The sequence below is a fragment of the Exiguobacterium sp. s194 genome (assembly GCF_018618275.1).
Lineage (GTDB): Bacteria > Bacillota > Bacilli > Exiguobacteriales > Exiguobacteriaceae > Exiguobacterium > Exiguobacterium chiriqhucha.
This window is the reverse complement of record NZ_JACSLT010000012.1, coordinates 1-18,558: the sequence shown is the minus strand read 5'-3', so window position 1 is coordinate 18,558 and position 18,558 is coordinate 1. Positions and strand designations below refer to the sequence as shown.

At 44.1% G+C, this 18,558-nt stretch carries 18 protein-coding genes and 1 pseudogene; 8 read left to right on the top strand and 11 right to left on the bottom strand.

Going from position 1 to position 18,558, the window contains the following annotated elements; all coding sequences use genetic code 11:
* Nucleotides 1–19 precede the first annotated feature (19 nt).
* From KNP85_RS13990 to radC, 3 genes are all read right to left on the bottom strand, one after another.
* Complete coding sequence (locus tag KNP85_RS13990) at nt 20–1,459, bottom strand: caspase family protein (protein ID WP_114167311.1); 1,440 nt, start codon at nt 1,457–1,459, stop codon at nt 20–22.
* A 411-nt stretch (nt 1,460–1,870) separates the two neighbouring features.
* Entirely contained in the window at nt 1,871–2,257 is a 387-nt protein-coding gene (locus KNP85_RS13985; RefSeq protein ID WP_214758538.1) for a hypothetical protein, read from the bottom strand.
* Between the two features lie 752 nt (nt 2,258–3,009).
* Complete coding sequence (gene radC, locus KNP85_RS13980; protein WP_214803672.1) at nt 3,010–3,465, bottom strand: RadC family protein; 456 nt, start codon at nt 3,463–3,465, stop codon at nt 3,010–3,012.
* Nucleotides 3,466–3,836: 371 nt separating this feature from the next.
* On the opposite strand from radC, the gene KNP85_RS13975 reads away from it, so the two are divergent.
* Nucleotides 3,837–4,178, top strand: a complete 342-nt coding sequence (locus KNP85_RS13975; protein ID WP_029336188.1) for a YolD-like family protein — start codon at nt 3,837–3,839, stop codon at nt 4,176–4,178.
* Nucleotides 4,179–4,506: 328 nt separating this feature from the next.
* Nucleotides 4,507–5,868, top strand: coding sequence for an IS1182 family transposase (locus tag KNP85_RS13970; protein WP_131472566.1), 1,362 nt, complete (start codon nt 4,507–4,509; stop codon nt 5,866–5,868).
* 150 nt (nt 5,869–6,018) lie between these two features.
* Here KNP85_RS13970 and KNP85_RS13965 read toward each other — a convergent pair whose 3' ends face one another.
* Complete coding sequence (locus tag KNP85_RS13965) at nt 6,019–6,372, bottom strand: winged helix-turn-helix transcriptional regulator (RefSeq protein ID WP_101190298.1); 354 nt, start codon at nt 6,370–6,372, stop codon at nt 6,019–6,021.
* Between the two features lie 194 nt (nt 6,373–6,566).
* On the opposite strand from KNP85_RS13965, the pseudogene KNP85_RS13960 reads away from it, so the two are divergent.
* Nucleotides 6,567–7,553 (top strand): annotated as a pseudogene (locus KNP85_RS13960) (Gfo/Idh/MocA family protein).
* A gap of 15 nt (nt 7,554–7,568) precedes the next feature.
* Here the strand turns inward: KNP85_RS13960 and KNP85_RS13955 are convergent.
* The 4 genes from KNP85_RS13955 to hxlA form a co-directional block, all read right to left on the bottom strand.
* Nucleotides 7,569–8,420: a Cof-type HAD-IIB family hydrolase gene (locus tag KNP85_RS13955; RefSeq protein WP_101190296.1), complete on the bottom strand. Its 852-nt coding sequence runs from the start codon at nt 8,418–8,420 to the stop codon at nt 7,569–7,571.
* 60 nt (nt 8,421–8,480) lie between these two features.
* A complete protein-coding gene (locus KNP85_RS13950; RefSeq protein ID WP_101801553.1) occupies nt 8,481–9,098 on the bottom strand; it encodes a cyclase family protein in 618 nt (205 codons plus the stop codon).
* Nucleotides 9,099–9,268: 170 nt separating this feature from the next.
* Complete coding sequence (gene hxlB / locus KNP85_RS13945) at nt 9,269–9,823, bottom strand: 6-phospho-3-hexuloisomerase (protein WP_101190294.1); 555 nt, start codon at nt 9,821–9,823, stop codon at nt 9,269–9,271.
* A gap of 1 nt (nt 9,824) precedes the next feature.
* The gene (gene hxlA, locus KNP85_RS13940; protein ID WP_101190293.1) at nt 9,825–10,466 is read right to left on the bottom strand and encodes a 3-hexulose-6-phosphate synthase; all 642 of its coding nucleotides are present in this window, start codon (nt 10,464–10,466) and stop codon (nt 9,825–9,827) included.
* Nucleotides 10,467–11,077: 611 nt separating this feature from the next.
* Between hxlA and zwf the strand changes: the two genes are divergently transcribed.
* The 4 genes from zwf (at nt 11,078) to KNP85_RS13920 (ending at nt 16,397) form a co-directional block, all read left to right on the top strand.
* The gene (gene zwf / locus KNP85_RS13935) at nt 11,078–12,595 is read left to right on the top strand and encodes a glucose-6-phosphate dehydrogenase (RefSeq protein WP_207391698.1); all 1,518 of its coding nucleotides are present in this window, start codon (nt 11,078–11,080) and stop codon (nt 12,593–12,595) included.
* 31 nt (nt 12,596–12,626) lie between these two features.
* Nucleotides 12,627–14,000: a glucose-6-phosphate isomerase gene (locus KNP85_RS13930; protein WP_131472563.1), complete on the top strand. Its 1,374-nt coding sequence runs from the start codon at nt 12,627–12,629 to the stop codon at nt 13,998–14,000.
* Nucleotides 13,997–15,409, top strand: a complete 1,413-nt coding sequence (gndA, locus tag KNP85_RS13925) for an NADP-dependent phosphogluconate dehydrogenase (RefSeq protein WP_214754979.1) — start codon at nt 13,997–13,999, stop codon at nt 15,407–15,409. The genes KNP85_RS13930 and gndA overlap by 4 nt, the downstream gene beginning before the upstream one ends.
* A 556-nt stretch (nt 15,410–15,965) precedes the next feature.
* A complete protein-coding gene (locus KNP85_RS13920) occupies nt 15,966–16,397 on the top strand; it encodes a hypothetical protein (protein ID WP_131472559.1) in 432 nt (143 codons plus the stop codon).
* Nucleotides 16,398–16,794: 397 nt separating this feature from the next.
* On the opposite strand, the gene KNP85_RS13915 is transcribed toward KNP85_RS13920, so the two are convergent.
* Genes KNP85_RS13915 through KNP85_RS15935 form a run of 3 tightly spaced genes read right to left on the bottom strand, consistent with a single transcriptional unit; the run spans nt 16,795 to nt 17,395 of the window.
* Complete coding sequence (locus tag KNP85_RS13915; RefSeq protein ID WP_029336154.1) at nt 16,795–16,980, bottom strand: diguanylate cyclase; 186 nt, start codon at nt 16,978–16,980, stop codon at nt 16,795–16,797.
* Nucleotides 16,977–17,282 carry a PRD domain-containing protein gene (locus KNP85_RS13910; RefSeq protein ID WP_214756954.1) on the bottom strand — a complete coding sequence of 102 codons (306 nt, stop codon included), beginning with the start codon at nt 17,280–17,282 and terminating at the stop codon, nt 16,977–16,979. Before KNP85_RS13910 ends, KNP85_RS13915 begins: the two co-directional genes overlap by 4 nt.
* Nucleotides 17,279–17,395, bottom strand: a complete 117-nt coding sequence (locus KNP85_RS15935) for a CAT RNA binding domain-containing protein (protein WP_081828354.1) — start codon at nt 17,393–17,395, stop codon at nt 17,279–17,281. Before KNP85_RS15935 ends, KNP85_RS13910 begins: the two co-directional genes overlap by 4 nt.
* 380 nt (nt 17,396–17,775) lie before the next feature.
* Here KNP85_RS15935 and KNP85_RS13900 point away from each other — a divergent pair, with 380 nt between their 5' ends.
* Nucleotides 17,776–18,054 carry a DUF1905 domain-containing protein gene (locus tag KNP85_RS13900; protein ID WP_029336155.1) on the top strand — a complete coding sequence of 93 codons (279 nt, stop codon included), beginning with the start codon at nt 17,776–17,778 and terminating at the stop codon, nt 18,052–18,054.
* The last annotated feature ends 504 nt before the right edge of the window (nt 18,055–18,558 follow it).

Genomic DNA, 18,558 nt, shown 5'->3' with positions numbered 1-18,558 from the left:
CTCATGTACGCGGATCGTATCAATAGTCCAATGAAAAATGTACCGGTTCGTCCACTGACACTATTGACGGATTGACGTTCGAGTAGACGCGGGGCCGCCTACCTTCGATGGTAATCCTCGTGATGGCACCGCGTTCGACAAATAAATGCAATGAGCTCACTTCAGACACAATTGATTTGAATACAAGGACCGCTATGAGGTGTAGTCTGATACATTCCAGGGTGACATGCTGATCAAGCAAATCCGGGATTAACCGATTGGACACCTCATAGTCGGATGGATTCCCGTAAATGAGTGTTTCCGAATGATCCATTCTGACATGTCTTGGAACTTCTTTGTTGAATAGATAGTGATCGATTCTCAGCTTAGCGATTTCATCGGGTTTAATACCATTGACTGTCATTTCACTAAACATATGACTGCCATGTCTGTCTTCACTCGAGACCAGCTTGAGGTTGATTGTTTTTTCACCCCCGACCACTTCCACATTCACCTCGGCCACGCGGACATATTCAGCCGTATCTTCAATCGCGAAAGGTTGCTCAGTTTTCCACATCTGCTTGAGCACCTCCTCGACCCCTCTCGAGTTGTCTTCGGCCTTCAAGATCAAGCTGTATGCCTTGTCAGAACTGTTGTAGCGATAGGAGAAGTAACGTGCGCTCGAACTTCCCAATAGAAACCAGTCTCCAGAATTGTCGATCACCCGTTGTCCACCGTCAAAGAGTGGTGACAAATTCGACTCGGCCTGTCTCGTCTTTACATTCTTGATGATGACAGGTGGACCGGAGAGCGTGCTGTTTAAGACAGGATGTTGATTCTCGAATTCTTTCGAGAGAGCCCGGCTGACGTAAGCATAGAGCGTGTAGATATCAATCTCCCCGCTCAGGTTCGTCGCCCCACCTTCTAGGCCACGGATCAAATGATCTGTGAAGGCTCCATGCCCGTTTCGATCCCAAGCCAACTGATTTTCCGTGCACGCTGCGATGACGAACTTACCGGACCCTTTAATTTCAAGCCCTCTCTCCATCAGATTGTCGATTGATCGCATGAGCGCACCGCTATGACACGTATCAAAAAAGCTCAAGACTGTGCGGGCCTTTGTTTGATCGATATGGTCTCTGACATCGGACATGTTGATGCTGGTGTCACCTATAGCATGAATACCTGCATCATATGGAATGAAATACGCATTGGTTTGACTGAACCCCCCGTGGCCTGCCCAGTAGAGAAATAAGACATCATTTGGAGACGCATCTCCAAAAAAACTATGTAATGCATGGTCTAACATTGACTTGGTGGTCAAATTCCCATATAAAATCTGGACGTCAGATTTACCGAATACGGCGGGCTCTTCTGTCAATAATCGATTGATTTCTCTTACGTCGTTTAACGTATTCGGAAGAGCAGATATCTCATGGTCACGTTGCTCATTGACTGCAATTAATAGAGCTTTGTACAATGTAAATCCCTACCTTCTCATCATTTACATATATTGTATTATACAATGTACACATGCTCCAAACTTGAATAGAAAATCAATCACTCGATTCAGAAGACATGTCGACGCAGACTCTTTCATTCTCAATCCTTATTCTAAGAGCCATTGATAAACAGCTGATTTGAAAAGTAAAGTGCCTCTAGGTAAAAACAAAAAACCATTCGACTGAATGGTTTCCCTCGCTTGTCGATAGACAAGCCCACGTTCTTGCTTTTAGTGTTGTTCTTACGCTCCGTGCCTCCCGTCAGAAAGGGCCAGGAACATAGAGATGCGGCGGTGAACCAGCAGCTCTTGTTATCGGGCCGTCAGGGAGGCAGCGGTGCGATGAGCGACTTCGCCACAAGGCGTTAGACGCTCACGCATGAGCCCGGATCACCATTCCTTCTCCCATGCCCCGTCTTCAGACACGCCCCAATCCTCGAAGCGATACTTGATGAGCCAATGGACATGCATGAGTTCATACTCGAATATACCCTTGGATAGCTCTGAGACGACGAAGCGGACGTCCCCATCCGCCACCACCCATGTCCCATATAGATACACGATCTTGATCGGACGTTCTTCTACATCCAGATAGATCACCATGCGGAAGTAAGGCGAGTTCCGTCCTTCATCGAACCGGACGACCTTCTCGACGCCATGTTGCCTGTCGACGACACGCATCCACTCGGGATGTTCCATCAGTTCCGAGAACACGGTCCGGACGAACGGATCCAATCCTTCGAACGCATAGTCATCAAGCAGCCCCTCGTCCGTCACGCCTCCCCCTTCCGGTTCTCTCTAAAACGATTCCCCGTAAAAAGACAGTTCAGTCCTCATCCATACACTAGTAGAAACGATTCCCATTCAAAAATGTATACGCGTATACATGTATACACGTATACAAATCTACATGTATACATCTAGAAAATTCTTACGGTCGACCATATGTTCGAAGCGTATTGGTGGTGAAAAAAACTGTGCTTCTTGTCAATAACTCCCCTTCTTTCACATCACATAGGATATCCATACTCACAAGTTTAAATTCCCCGTTCTTAACGTTTAACCGATCCGGGAGGCGGCGTAGCAATACCTCCGTCATTTCGTCCATCGTCTGTTGGTCTAGTTGGAATTTATCCATCTGAATCGTCCTCTCCATTTGATAGCCTCATGATATCTCGCATTTACGCAAGCAACATCTCACCTAGTTTCACATAAGCCCTGGTGTTGTTTCAAACAAGCCCTAGGGCTTGTTTAGAAAACATAATCATTTTCAATAAACAAACCGTGTTTTCACTTCTACCATTTCATCAAACAATCTTCTTATGAGACAGACCAAAACAACGTCCAATTTTCACACACGAACCATCTCGTTTTCGTTATACGAAAACGGACCTTTTCCCGGATCCCGCCCCACGGATCCAGGCGAGAGCAACGCGAGTCGCCCATCCCGTCAAAGAAAAACGTACGTTTTTCGTCCGTGCCCTTACCGGACGGACCGGGACCGGTCCCCCGGCCCCACTCCATTCCGTTCAACCCATGTAACCTCGCTGTTTCATGCTGACGTACGACTCGTCCGACCCGAGGATGAGATGGTCGAGCACCGGGATGCCGATGAGGTCCCCCGCTTCATGTAACCGTTCGGAGACGAGGATGTCCTCCCGGCTCGGGGTCGGGTCCCCGCTCGGATGCTGATGACAGACGATGAGGCACGAGGCGTTGTTCAAGATGGCGCATTTGAAGACCTCTCTTGGGTGGACGATGCTCGAGTTGACGCTCCCGACGTGCGCCCGGTGGACACCGATGACCCGGTTCTTCGTGTTGAGCATAATGACAAGGAAAACTTCACGGTCGTCGTCCCCGATGAATGATGACCCGATTTGTCGGGCGCTGTCCGGCGAATGGATGATGGCGTGCTCGAGGGCGACCATTTCCTCGCGAACCTCTTGTTTGATACGGATGACCTCGATGATGGCGGATAGTTCCATGATGGTTTGTCCCCTTTCGGATAAGCTGTCCTCAGAACGAACACCGTTGTGCGTCCTGTTGACGGAAACGCAGCGAGCGTCGGGAGACGGTGCAAGGGCGACCGCAGGGAGAGCCTCAAAAAAATGCGTAGAGCGCACATAGGTCCAGGCTTCCGTAGCCAACGAGCGAAAAGCCTCGCTTTGAGCCTAAAGCGAAGGAAGACGGGCCGGAGGGCGCGTCATTTTTTTGACGTCCCTTGCACCGACGACCAGCGAGCTAGAGTACGGAAACAGGACGAACGGATTACCAATCACGAAAAAGGCTGTTCAAGCGAGGTAAATCGGGTATAAAATAAGAACAAACGTTCGTTTTATGGAGAGGGGTAATTATTATGACGATGTATCGCGATCGGGGCGAATTGAAATGGATCCCATTCCTCATGCCCGAGCACAAGGCGCTACTGACGAAATACTATAAAGAGATTCAAAAAATTGAGATGCCAGATATCGATGAACAGGTCCTATCGGTCTATGAGAATGTGCTGAACGACGCGATCTTCAGCGGAGATTTGGTAGAGGTAAAATATGTGGAGAAGCGGGAGATGAAACGATTCAAGGGTTTTGTGCACCGGACGAACTATATGGAGCGGACCGTCGAGCTGGCCAATCAGCGGGACGGGATCATCCATGTGCCGTTCGAGGCAATCATTCACGTGGAACAATCAATGGACTAACGCCCTAGCGGTTGTTCGAAGTCTGCGTCACGAAACGAAGTTTCGCTCCTCGACTTTTCAAAAAAGGAAGAGTAATTATACTCTTCCCAGACTGTAGACAAAACATTGTCTGCAGTCTTTTTTATTTGCCCGACCGGGCACAGCTCGCTTTTCTGGGGGCAAGCAGGGAGCCGCATCGCGACTTTGTCGCTGCTGGGTCTCCCTTTGCTTGCTAATCCCCTGGAAGTCTCGCCGTGCCCGCAGTCGGCCCACGCATCAATCCCTCTTTTCGTACCGTCGTCGCTTTTTTATAATGAGAGATATAGAAACAATTATGGAGGCGAATCGGATGATCAGGAAATCAACAGAATCGGAAACCAATCGGACACAACTGGAGATGGTCACGCTCGACGAGCTTGTGCCAGCAGACCATCTGGTCCGAAAAATCGAGGCGGTGATCGACTTTGAGTTCATCTATCCGCTCGTGGAGAACTTATATTCTGAGGACCGTGGCCGGCCAAGCGTCGACCCTGTCGTTCTGATCAAGATGGCCTTCCTTCAGTACCTGTTCGGTATCCGATCCATGCGACAGACAATTCGTGAGATCGAGACGAACGTCGCATACCGTTGGTTTCTCGGGTTCGGATTCACGGACAAGGTGCCACATTTCTCGACGTTCGGGAAGAACTATGTGCGTCGGTTCCAGTACACGAGCTTATTCGATGACATCTTCTATCATATCCTTGAACAGGCTGCGGACGCAGGGTTCATCGATCGCGCCGTCCTATTCGTAGACTCGACACACGTCAAAGCGAACGCAAACAAGCGGAAGCTCGTCAAGAAGACCGTCCGGCAAGAGGTGAAACACTATCAGGAACAACTCGATGCCGAGGTCGAGCGAGACCGCGAAGAAAGTGGAAAGAAGCCCTTAGGGCCAAAAAAGAATCAGGCGGAGGAGACGAAGGAAATCAAGGTCAGCACGACAGACCCTGAGAGTGGATATTACGTAAAAGGTGAGCGTGAGAAGCAGTTCGCTTACTCTGTCCATGCGGCGAGCGACGCCCATGGGTTCGTGCTCGGTGCTATCGTCACACCGGGTAACGTGCACGATAGTGTAGCGTTCCCCGATCTGCTCGACAAGGTCTCCGACCGCCTGATTCAACCGTTCGCCGCCGACTCCGCCTATAAAAATCCGGCCATTGCCAAGCTGCTGATTGACCGTGGGATCCTGCCGGTCTTCCCATACACTCGCCCGAAGGGTAAGAAGGGCGCCTTCAAGACCAAGGATTTCATCTACGACGAGCACCGTGACGTCTACATCTGCCCAAACAACGAGTTATTAACGTACAGTACGACGATGCGCGAGGGGAAACGCAAGTACGTCTCGAATCCCGCGGTTTGTGTGAACTGCCCGCTGCTCGAGCAGTGCACGAAGAGCCAGAAGCACCAGCGGATAATCGAGCGACACCTCTGGCAACCCTATATGGACGAGGTCGAAGACCTCCGCCACACGGAATTGAACCGCAACATCTATGACCGTCGTAAACAGACGGTCGAGCGCGTGTTCGCGGACGCAAAAGAGAAGCATGGCATGCGTTGGACCCGTTATCGGGGACTTGAAAAAGTTTCAATGCAGGCGATGCTTACTTTTGCTGCCCTCAATCTCAAGAAGATGGCGGGCTGGGCATGGAAGAACGCCCAGCCCGCCTGAAAAGGGGCGCGGGCAGAGCGCCTAAAGGCCCGAAAACGACAAAGTCACGTTTCAGTTCGCCTGAAACGTGACTTTGTCTACAATCTGAGCGGATTTCATTTTACTGAAATCCGCTTTATTTTATTCAGCTATTTTTAAATACCTACTAACTTAGTTGTTTTCTATTTGCTGATCCAAGTTTTGCTCGATGTATTCTTTGCCCCATTCGTACATGGAATCAAGAATTGGAATAAGGCTTCTTCCTTGTTCGGTAAGTGAGTACTCCACTTTCGGCGGAACCACAGGGTATACTTCCCGGTGGACAATCAAATGATCTTCAAGTTCACGCAATTGATTCACGAGCATCCGTTGCGTGATGCCTGGCATAAGACTTTTTAATTCCCCAAAACGTTTAGTTCCTTCTTTTCCTAAATGCCATAGCACTAGCATTTTCCACTTTCCTCCGATGATGGAAAGTGTCAGCTCTTTTTCACAATTAAAAACTTTCTCTCCTAAATTAGGCATCTATTTTCTTTCCTTCCTTGTTATATTTCTATCGTATACTTTTCGATACTATGTGATAAAAAAGTCAGTACTATAATTAATGTAACTTACTAATTGTACTAGATATAGAATGGTTAGTAAATTTTTTTAGCATTGGAATAATGTCTTTGCAATTGTGGGCGATAATGCAATAAAAACAGAAAAGAGGATAAAAAATGATACGAATCGGCATAGTGGGTACTAATTGGATTACAGAAAGATTGCTTGAAGCGGCAAAAGAGATTGAGAATTTTAAATTAGCAGCCGTTTATTCCCGAACGTTGGAAAGAGCAGAGGAATTTGCCAGTCAATAAGGAATAACTAAAATTTTTACTGACTTGGAAGAAATGGCAGTCAGCGATGAAATCGATGCGGTTTATATTGCCACACCCAACTCATTCCATGCTGACCAAGTCGTCTTGTTTTTAAAAAACTCCAAACATGTATTATGTGAAAAACCGATGGCTGCCAATGCAGCAGAAGCAGCGAAAATGATTCAAGAAGCGAAAGATCATAATGTGCTGCTTATGGAAGCGATGAAATCTACGTTACTTCCAAACTTTAAGGCCATTCAAAATAATCTGCACAAAATCGGCCCTATCCGCAGATACTTTGCTAGCTATTGCCAGTACTCATCGCGTTATGATGCATACAAAAAAGGAACAGTATTAAATGTATTTAATCCAAATTTTGCGAACGGTTCATTGATGGATCTGGGCACCTACTGTTTATACCCGCTCATTTTACTGTTCGGCGAGCCAAAAGAAATAAAGGCCACAGGTCTTATCCTGGATTGCGGTATAGATGGCGAAGGAAGTGTCCTATTGAAATATGATGACAAAGATGCGGTTATCATTTATTCAAAAATCACAAATTCCACTTTACCAAGCGAAATCCAAGGGGAAAAAGGAATTATGGTGATTGATAAAATACATTCAGCCGAAAAAGTGGACATTCATTACAACGATGGCACTGTTGAATCAGTGACAGTAGGACAACCTCAGCCCGCTATGTATTATGAAGTGAAAGAGTTTATCGATTTAATCAGCCAAAAGAAAACGGAGTCACTTGTTAATTCGTTTGAAAACTCCTATACCACCATGTGCGTAATGGATAAAGTCCGCCAAGAAATCGGCCTGTCCTATCCAAGTGATTCCAAGTAAACGGTCTTCAATTGATCAGGCCGTCGGAAGCGAATCAGAATTTTTTTCTTCTATATAATTGGAAGTATTCACTGGCTCTAAAATAAACTTTTCTAATACGTGAAGCACCCCTTCTTCATTGTTCGTAAAGGTCGTATAATCAGCCATAGCTTTCACTTCCTTTACGGCATTTCCCATTGCTATACCGAGACCGGCTGTCTCAATAAGTTCGATGTCATTATAGTTGTCACCAATACCGATTATTTCTGAACGGTCTATACCAAGTTTTTTCGCTAAGCATAATAGGGCACTACCTTTGTTTGCCTCGGGATGGGTGATTTCAAGGTAGTGTTTTTTTGATTTTGCGATGTGAGCATACTTGCCGAATAAGGTTTGCAATTCATTTTGTAAGTAATCGAGGACGATTGGTTCTTCGATAAAAAGTAGTTTTGTTACGCCTTTTTGGGCAAGCTTGATGAGATTGGGCTCTATCCGATAGGGCACTTTAACTGCTTCAGAATAAGCAATCAGCTTGTCATTTTCTACGGCACTGTAGAGAATATCATCTTGGTATATTTGTAGATGTAATTTTTTCTCACGAGAAATTTCGATTAACTTTTGTGCAATATCGGGAGGAACAGTGCGCTCATATATTACTTCTTTTTCATTAACATCCTTGATCAATGCACCTTGATAAGTGATGAGCGGTACATTTATACCCAACTGCAGGGCAATGAGTTTCGCAGAGGAAAACATGCGGCCCGTAGCAATCGTAACAATTGTCCCCGCTTCCACCGCTTTTTTAATAGCGGTTACTGTATTTGGTGAAATCATTAAATCGTCTGTGAGCAATGTCCCATCGAGATCGATCGCGACCAATTTATACATAGGCCCTCTCCTTACAATTACGTTTTATCTTTCATGGAAAAATGATTGAAACAGAAAAATTCAACTTAATCCTTCAAACAACAATACTCGCGCAGGTGAAGCCTCCGTACCTACTAATTTCAAAGGCGCGGCAACCATAAAGTATTGTCCTTGCTCCACTTCCTTCAATCTCAGGCCCTCTATGATGATGATGTCATTTGCAAATAAGGTTTTATGCGTCGGATGCCCTTCTTGGCTTCTTTCAATTCCAAGCGCATCTATTCCAACCCCGCGAATCCCTAACTCAGCAAGATAGCTTGCTCCATCTTTTGCCAGATAGACAAAATCAAAATTAAACTTTTCCTCAAACGAGTTTTTCGTTTTTAATAAAATAAAATCTCCTTTTTGAAGCTTGAATCCTTCTAAGTCCGTTTTTGAAATTCCGTTCTTTACTGCCGTCAAATCGAGAACTTGACAAGGCCCTACAAGACTGTCCAGCGAAAGCGATTCGAATGTCTCTCCATCCACATTCATATGAAGCGGCGCATCGATATGCGTTCCGGTGTGCACATCCAGATCCAGCCGCGTTTCCGTAACATAGCCGTTTGTCTGCTGATTGATTTTCGGCTGTTTTTCCGGTTTGTCCTTGTAAACGGTCATGCCTTCATAGATCGCCCCTGTTACATCATACATTTTCATGTAATCCAACCCTCCATTAGTAATATTGTCTTCAATGATACCTTCACCTTCGCATGCCATTTATACAGTTGTCCAATGAAAATACTTTGGTGCAAAAAAGTTCAAGCTTGATAAACAATTAGAAATAAGCTTGAGCTTAAAAAATCTTAAACTCAAGCTTATTCGTTGTTCTATTCTAAATTCGCATGTCTGCCATACATGACATCGGATTTGAGTCCCTTTTTATCCATGAATCTCAAAATCACCGCGTCATAAAACACAAGAAGCGACTGTTCAAACAATGATCCCATCGGTTGAATCGATTTGCCACTAGTGCCCTCCCCTTTTGCTTGTGCCGGTATTTCAATTCGAATATCCGCCAGTTTGCCTATTGTAGACTCAGGGTTTGTAGTAACAGCCACTATGGTTGCACCGATGCTTTTGGCTTTCTTCGTCATGGCTGCGAGGCTTTGGGTCTCCCCGGAACCAGAACCGACAATGAAAATATCATCGACTTCCAGGTTCGGTGTCACCGTTTCTCCAACCACATACGCATCCAGGCCTACGTGCATCATACGCATCACAAATGCCTTAGCCATAAAGCCGGATCGGCCCCCGCCTGCCACAAATATTTTCTTTGCACGCAGGATGCCGTCCACTGCCTTTTCGGCTTCCTCATCATCAATGAGAGCAGTGGTCCGCTTCAATTCAGCCAGTATTTCGTCTGTATAGCCCGCCGTGTTCATATTACGCCGTGACACTTTCTTTCATCATCTTTTGAATTTTTTCCGCTTCCGCGCCCTTGTTCTCTTTGCTTGTAATTCCACCGCCGACAATGATTAAATCCGGTTGTGCTTTAATGACTTCCGGCAATGTCTCCAGTTTGATGCCGCCTGCAATAGCAGTTTTGGCATTTTTTACGACGCTTTTGATTGTACGAAGATCTTCGAACGAATCTTTCCCTTCCGCTTGCAGATCGTAGCCTGTGTGGACACAGATATAATCCGCGCCAAGTTCATCAAGCTCTGCGGCCCGTGTTTTGATATCTTTTACGGCGATCATATCCACCAGGATTTTCTTACCTTGTTTTTTCGCTTCTTCAACTGCGCCCTTGATGGATGAGTCTTCTGCCTGAGCAAGAATCGTAACAATATCTGCTCCTGCAGCAGCAGCATTTGATACTTCATAAGCTGCAGCGTCCATAATTTTCACATCTGCAAGAACTTCCAGGTTAGGGAAAGCTGCTTTTATTTCTGCGACAGCTTTAAGACCTTCTTTATTGATGACTGGCGTTCCGATTTCAACGATGTCGATAAACGCCTCTACTTCTTTAACCACTTCGATTGCTTGTGGAATGTTTACTAAGTCTAAAGCTAATTGTAATTTCATGTGTCATTCTCCTTGTTGTCGTATTTTTGATTCTGACTTAGTGTAAAACCTACAAGCATTGTTGTGAAGTACGCACTTTAATTTCACATACTGACAAAAAGTATACTGTCGGCGGCTATCACAATGGTAATCTGTTTAATTTCATATATATGCATTTATTTCTTAATGTATCTGATTAACTTTATGTTTTATTAAGACCGCTTTAAGATAATCCAATTACTTTTTCCTTTTCACTAAACACTCAACACGACTTATCCAGTTTGAAAATCAATTACTTGTTTCTTATCCGAATGAGCTATTGTAACTTTTTTGCAATAGATTACTTTCGATAATGGGATTTAACCTTTGTTATTTCTCCCTCAAAAAATCCTAAATTCCTTAACTTCTAAAAAATATTTCATGATAGAGATATTTTGTATATCAGATAAGTTTTTAAGAACCGGATCCCTGGTGAATTTCCTCCTCTTTCCCTTGCTACAGTATACTTTTTGTAAGTATATGTTTATAAAGTGCGTACTTACATAAAAAACTTTGAGTCATTATACTAAAACCTGTTGCGATTATCAGTCATGCCAGAGACACATGATTTTAAGAGTAGGAGGTTTTAACATATGCACACCGAGAATCTGCTTGAAGAATTTAATTTTCAAAATGATTTATTTGAATTTAAACAAGAACGGCCCCTGCAAAACATGACATTTGTCTTGTTCGGAGCAACAGGAGATTTAGCACAACGCAAGTTATTTCCTGCTCTGTACAATCTATACCTGGACGGGAAGTTACCCGAAACCATCTCGATCGTTGGTTTGGGGAGAAACTATTGTTCAGATGAAATATTTCAGTCTAAAGTGGAAAAAGCACTTTACGCATATTCCAGAAGGTCCATTCACGCTTCATCTTTGCCAGCTTTTTTAGAGAAATTTCGGTATTGCAGCTTTGATGCGACAGAAAAAGAGTCTTACTACAAACTGCGCGAACTTATTGAAAACAGGGAAAACGAGTTGGGTATTCCTCAAAATCGGCTGTTTTACTTGTCTGTGGCCCCCAGCTTAATTGATATTATCACGTCCCACCTTAGTAAAAGCGGAATCAGTCAAAACAACGGGTGGAAACGCCTCATTGTTGAAAAACCGTTTGGAAACAGCCTAAAAACAGCCAGAAAATTAAATGAGAATTTGAGCAACGTGTTCCGTGAAGAGGAGATCTACCGAATTGATCACTACCTAGGGAAACCTATGGTACAAAAACTAAGAACCTTGATCTTGGCGAATCCGATCTTGGAATCTTTGTTGAATCATAAACAAATTTCAAATGTCCAAATTACAGCAAGTGAGACTGTAGGTGTAGAAAACCGGGCTGATTATTATGATAAGGCAGGAGCCATCCGGGATATGGTTCAAAACCACCTTCTTCAGTTGGTCACAATGACAGCTGTCTATCTTTCGGATAACTTCATGAAAAATAAGGGCCGGGTGAAAAAGACAGACATTATTGCCTCTCTCCAACCCATCCGGAAAGAAAAAGCATACCAAAGCGTTGTCCGCGGCCAGTATGGTCCGGGAGAGGTTCAGGGCAACCCCGTCATTGGCTACAAAGAGGAGCCGGGGGTTAATGATTCCTCAACGAATGATACTTTTTTTGCAGCTCGCCTTTCTATCGAACACCCCTCATGGAATGGAATCCCCTTTTATATACGAACAGGGAAACGGATGAATCAGAAGTCGACACAAATTGTCATTGAATTCGAGAACAAGGTGATGGATTTAAATACACAGTTAGGAAGCTCTCCAAATTTAATGATTCTTGAAATTAGTCCAAATGAAAGCATTTCGTTGCGCGTAAATTTAAAAGATCCATCCAGCACTGGATACAAACCTGTTTGGATTGATTTCTCAACCAGCTCAGAAAATCAGCCGGAAGCATATGAACTTCTGCTCTATGATGCACTGCGCGGCGATTCAACGTTCTTTGCCGATTGGAGAGAAGTGGAACTATCATGGAAGTGGATTCAACCACTATTAGAAGCTTACCAAGAGGAGTTATTGCCTTTATATTCTTATCCAGCCGGTTCAACAGGTCCAGAAATGGCAAATGAGTTATTGCTGACGGATCAATCGAAGTGGTGGTAAAAAATAGTTCATTCAAAAGGAGAGAGATTGCATGCCCGTTTCGTTTGATTTCACCAATGTATTATCGTTTATAACGAATAGCGAGTTTGAAAATATTAGCGAATTTGTCAAACAAGCGCATAACCAACTTCACCAGCAGACAGGACCGGGTTCTGACTACTTGGGGTGGATCGACTGGCCGATTAACTATGATAAAGAAGAGTTTCTCCAGGTGAAACTGGCTGCCGAAAGAATTCAGCAACAGTCAGATGCGCTGATTGTGATTGGCATCGGCGGCTCTTATCTAGGCTCCAAGGCAGCAATAGAAGCCTTATCACATACATTCCATAACCAAGTTAAAGGGAATACGGAAGTTTATTTTGCTGGACATAACATTAGCCCAACTTATATCACACATTTGCTTCAGCTACTGGAAGGGAAAGACATTTCCATCAATGTGATCTCCAAGTCCGGCACAACCACTGAACCCGCTTTAGCCTTCCGGATCTTCCGTACCCTTTTGGAAAAAAAGTATGGAAAAGAAGAAGCTAGAAATCGAATTTATGTCACAACCGACCGGAGCAAAGGTGCGCTTCGGAATCTTGCAGTTGAAGAAGGATACGAAACATTTGTCATTCCTGATAATATCGGAGGACGATACTCCGTTTTGACTCCAGTCGGTTTACTTCCGATGGCTGTAGCCGGGCTTAATATCGACCAAGTGATGCAGGGGGCAAAAGCTGCTTACCACAAATACAACAATCCCGTACTCGCTACAAACGAAAGCTACCAATATGCTGCAGTAAGGAATATTTTTTATAATAAAGGAAAATCGATTGAACTGTTTGTAAGCTACGAGCCTGGCCTGCTTTCTACAGCAGAATGGTGGAAACAACTTTTCGGGGAAAGTGAAGGGAAAGATGAAAAAGGACTCTTCCCCGCTTCTGTCAATTTCTCCACTGATTTACATTCAATGGGGCAGTATGTGCAGGAAGGGCACCGTCTATTCTTTGAAACAGTTTTGCAAGTGAAGAAACCTTCCCTCGATCTTGTCATACAAGAAGATCCAGCCAATATAGATGGGTTGAACTTCTTAGCAGGAAAAACAATGGATGAAGTGAACAAAAAAGCGGCACTTGGAACTTCCCTTGCTCATGTCGATGGAGGTGTGCCGAATCTGGTCATTGAGCTAGACGAACTCAATGAATTCACCTTTGGCGAAATGATTTATTTCTTCGAAAAAGCCTGCGCGATCAGCGGCACTTTACTCGGTGTCAATCCATTTGACCAACCAGGAGTAGAGGCATATAAAACCAATATGTTTGCATTGCTTGGCAAAGAAGGATTTGAAAAAGAAAGAGAAAAGCTGGAAAATCGGCTGTTGCCGTCTGGCAACTCACAAAACGATGAGGTGAAAATACAATGAAGCAGCAAATTGGAGTCATCGGTTTAGGGGTAATGGGAAAAAACTTAGCCCTGAACATGGAGAGTAAAGGTTATTCTGTATCTGTCTATGATTATTGGACAGACCGAATCGACGAATTAGCTGAAAAAGAAGCACAAGGAAAAAAGATTTTGGGAGCATACAGTGTTGAAGAGTTTGTCCTTTCATTGGAAACCCCCCGCAAAATCTTGTTGATGGTGAAATCTGGAGACACGACGGATTCGGTCATTGAATCCCTCCTTCCCCACCTTCAATCAGGGGACATTCTATTAGACGGAGGAAATTCGTTTTTTGAAGACACGAATAGGCGAACAGCAAAATTACAAGAAGCAGGCTTGCACTTTCTAGGCGCCGGAATTTCCGGCGGAGAAGAAGGTGCCCGCAACGGTCCTTCCATCATGCCCGGTGGACCGAAAGAAGCATATGAACAAGTCAAACCTATTCTGGAAGCAATTTCGGCAAAAGTAGATGACACTCCTTGCAGTGCCTATATGGGTCCTGATGGAGCTGGCCATTATGTAAAAATGGTTCATAATGGCATTGAATACGGCGATATGCAATTGATATCCGAAGCCTATTTCATCATGAAACACGCGCTTGGCCTTTCTGTCCTAGAAATGTCCACTATATTCTCGGATTGGAACAAAGGGGAGCTTGACAGTTACCTTGTCGAAATTACCGCCGATATTTTGAACAAGCGGGATGAAGATACCGGGAAGCCGCTTGTTGATCAGATTTTGGATGTGGCCGGACAGAAAGGGACTGGGAAATGGACAAGCCAAAACGCGTTGGATTTAGGTGTTTCCCTTCCAATCGTCACAGAGTCCGTTTTCGCAAGGTTTATTTCCTCGGTCAAGGAAGAACGGGTCGCGGCAAGCAAAATTCTGCAAGGCCCTGAACCGAAAAAACAGGCAGGCGACTCCCAAGAAATGATTGAAGCCATCCGCAAAGCCTTATACATGAGTAAGATTTGCTCGTATGCCCAAGGTTTTGCCCAAATGCGTGCGGCATCTGAAGAGTATGGCTGGAATATTCCTTACGGGGACGTTGCCATGATCTTCCGTGGAGGATGCATCATCCGGGCGCAATTCCTGCAAAAGATCAAAGAAGCATTTGACGGCAATCCCGAACTGCCTAACTTATTAATTGATCCATATTTCCAGGAGATTATAGGGGAGTATCAGCATTCTCTACGAAAAGTGCTGACGCTGGCCATTCAGCAAGGAATTCCGGCGCCCGCTTTTTCAAGCGCATTGGCTTACTATGACAGCTATCGCTCTGAGACATTGCCAGCCAATTTAATCCAGGCACAGCGGGATTACTTTGGTGCCCATACGTACCAGCGTGTAGACAAAGAAGGTTTCTTCCACACCGAGTGGCAAGTAAAATAACCAGAAACAATAAGTATGTAGAAGCTTGTTAGAACATCACATAATCAGACTGAAAGGCCTGTTGGAAAAAGAAAGTTTTCCAGCGGGCTTTTTTGAATACATTGCAGCCTCCATGCTCATTGACGCCTTCTTCAATAGATTTTAATTGTCGATAAACAATTATCTGGAATCTGGATCCTTCAGGAAAATCATCTTTTTATGTTTGAAACTTTAACTCTATGAAAAAATTCTACCGTTAAAAGGGGCGGAATCCCTAAAAGAACCAATCTGCTAAAGGGTATGCTATTTTGACTATTTTTAAGTTGATAAACTACCGCAGATCTAAAATGATAGCACTCGCTCGATGCATTCTTACAAGAGCAAGCGAACCGGTAAATTCGGATCGAGTAGGAGGGAGCGATTAACTCCCGACCTCTCACACCACCGTACGTACCGTTCGGTCTACGGCGGTTCAATTAAGATATATGACGCAAAGTTTCATAACGTGCTATCAAACTTTTGAGCCCTTGGGAACTCCAGTAGGAGTTTCCGAGGGCTCTATGCAATACCGGACTATTTGAAATTCGCCTGGCTCATGGGAGAGTTCAAGACACGCGATGATGTCGTCAAACTGTTCATCGCCCGTGCCAAAGAGATTTCGGAGACCAATCACTCTTATCAGGCGACCACTCTATTGGCCATCTACTCTGCGAAAGTGTTCGCCCGGCCAGAACTCGCCGCAAGTAGTGAGTCCGCTTTCTTCTTGCATCTTCTGTCACAAGTGAATGACAACGACCTTCGCCATTTTGAACTCATCTATGACCACGCGGCTGCTCTCGAGCATAAATTTACTCCACTTTACGCTTGTGACGCCTATTATCAATCAATCGGTAATCCAGTCTTTCAACAACTTCCCCCTCAAGAACGGGAGGCTGCTCTCCTGGCGAGGCTAAGCGACGACCCGGAATTCGTATTGTTTTACACGAGTACACATTCCTGGGTGTGTTGATGCAATGTTCGTTCAGTTTTGGAGGTATCGGACATACTCAAATCTCATTGAACCCATATAGCAATACGTTAAAAGAACTGTTAGAAGAGTCCCGGTTGTTGGAAGAATCTTTGAGGCGTTCATCGAGCCCTTCTTAACCTTACGCTCGTACCGCCTAATCTCGATAATTACCTCTCCTGATCAATCTAGATTTTTGTATACAAAAAATGATATATGGTCATATATAATCAAAAGCGACGACAATACTTTGAGATGTGTATATTTCTAAAGGGACAGAGTGCTTTCCAGACAATCGATTCGACTCCACTTTGACGGATATATAAAAGAGTGTATACATTTCGACGTCGAAACGTGTACACTCTCTTTTGTTGTCGAGTCATGGCATGTCGTGACTCAATCATGTATATTTTTGTATGTACATCGCATCATCTGCGACCAAAATCAGTGTCTCTAGTGAGTCCCCGTCTGTCGGATAAGCAGCTTCTCCAATTGAAGCATCGAGCGTCACCGGCACATCTCCGATTGAGAGCTCGTATTTAAATGTCGCTTTCTTGAAGTCCAAAGGATAAGGCGAAAGGATCACGAACTCATCTCCGCCGATGCGACCGAGTACTCTTTCGCATACAACTGCTTAATTTCCCACTCTAACGCACAACGGAAGTTCATCCCTTTTCGCGCACGTTCGACCGCAAAATTAATGTGATCACCTAGTCCAAGGAGAGCCATGTTGTTGACCGTATTCCCTACTTCAGTTTCATAAAGTTGGAGAATATCGCCGGCCAATTCGATGTCCTTCACATCGATTCGTTGTAGAAGTGCTTCCAGCTCATGCACAGATGCCTGTTGTTCTAGTACAAACTTTTGTGTGATTTTGACATCTCTCAAGGTGTCTCCCTCTCGAATACCGAGCCAATGCCACTTCCAGTCACTATTTCTTCAACATTATTATCATTTTCAATCAAAACGACATTATTGTTAAAAACTTTCACAACTTTCATATTAGGTCCCTCTCTTTTAGGTGCTTGTCCACACAAAAAGGCATAACCTAAAAAAAGCGGTACACTCAGAAAAACGTGTGCAAGCTCTTAGGTTATGCCTGAATAAACAGTTACGTCCCATCGACTACAAGATAGCATGTGACCGAAAGCGCTATCAACGACTTTTTTCATAGTTCGACGTTTTGATCAATTTATCTGAATTGAGCCCTGTTTTATGCACAGTTTAAGCATGCATGTTAAGCACTCGTTTGAATGTGGCTACCTAATGAAACTTCTGCTTTCCATGTCCATCTTTCAGGATACAATGCGATTTTCAGCAGCGACAGATACCGCTAGCTCTTGATTCTTGATAAACTTAATGAGAAATGAGATGACTTATAATGATTAAAATAATTGACAATCAGAAACTCGAATTACAATACAAAAAGGGATTTGGAGCATGGACATATCACATTAGACTTCCTGGAACAGCCGGTATTAAAGGGAAATGGGGATACCTAAAAGTATCTGGGACCATTGATGATTTTGAAATAAAAAACATTAATTTAGCTCCAAGAAAAAATGAAGACAAGATTATCTCCATCAATCATGAAATCAGAGATGCGATTGGTAAAAGCGGTGGGGATATGGTGATGGTCACTTTATATCTGCATGATTAGCTGACTAAACAGATAAGTAGATTGAATTCCTAGGTTAGACAAAAAATCCGAAAATCTCTCCTCTGACGGTTAATCTTATGTTTTTATCCTATTTATAGGGTTTACTGAACCGATATAATCTTTCGTGACATCATTTATTTAGGGGAAAGAACCTGGAGGACGCTTATTTCTCCAGCACCTCGTTAAAGATTTTCATTGAACATCTGCAGCTGGTTGTGCTTTTTGTTTATAACACTGCCGTTAAAACCCTTAACTGCTCTTCACTAGCTTCATAAAAGCCGTTCGTAAAAGTACGCTTTTACGAACCAAAGGGAGAGAAGAGCTGTTTTTTCAGCATCTTCTCTCCCTCTTTTATTCAATTACCTTCTGATAAATTATCATATGTTAACTATAAAAATATATTTAATTATCCAAAGTCTTCAAACCTCCGTTTGACTTTAACCTAATACAAAACTGTGCCCCCAAGGTTAAAGAAAATTCAACTTTTGGGAGGCAGCACTTTTC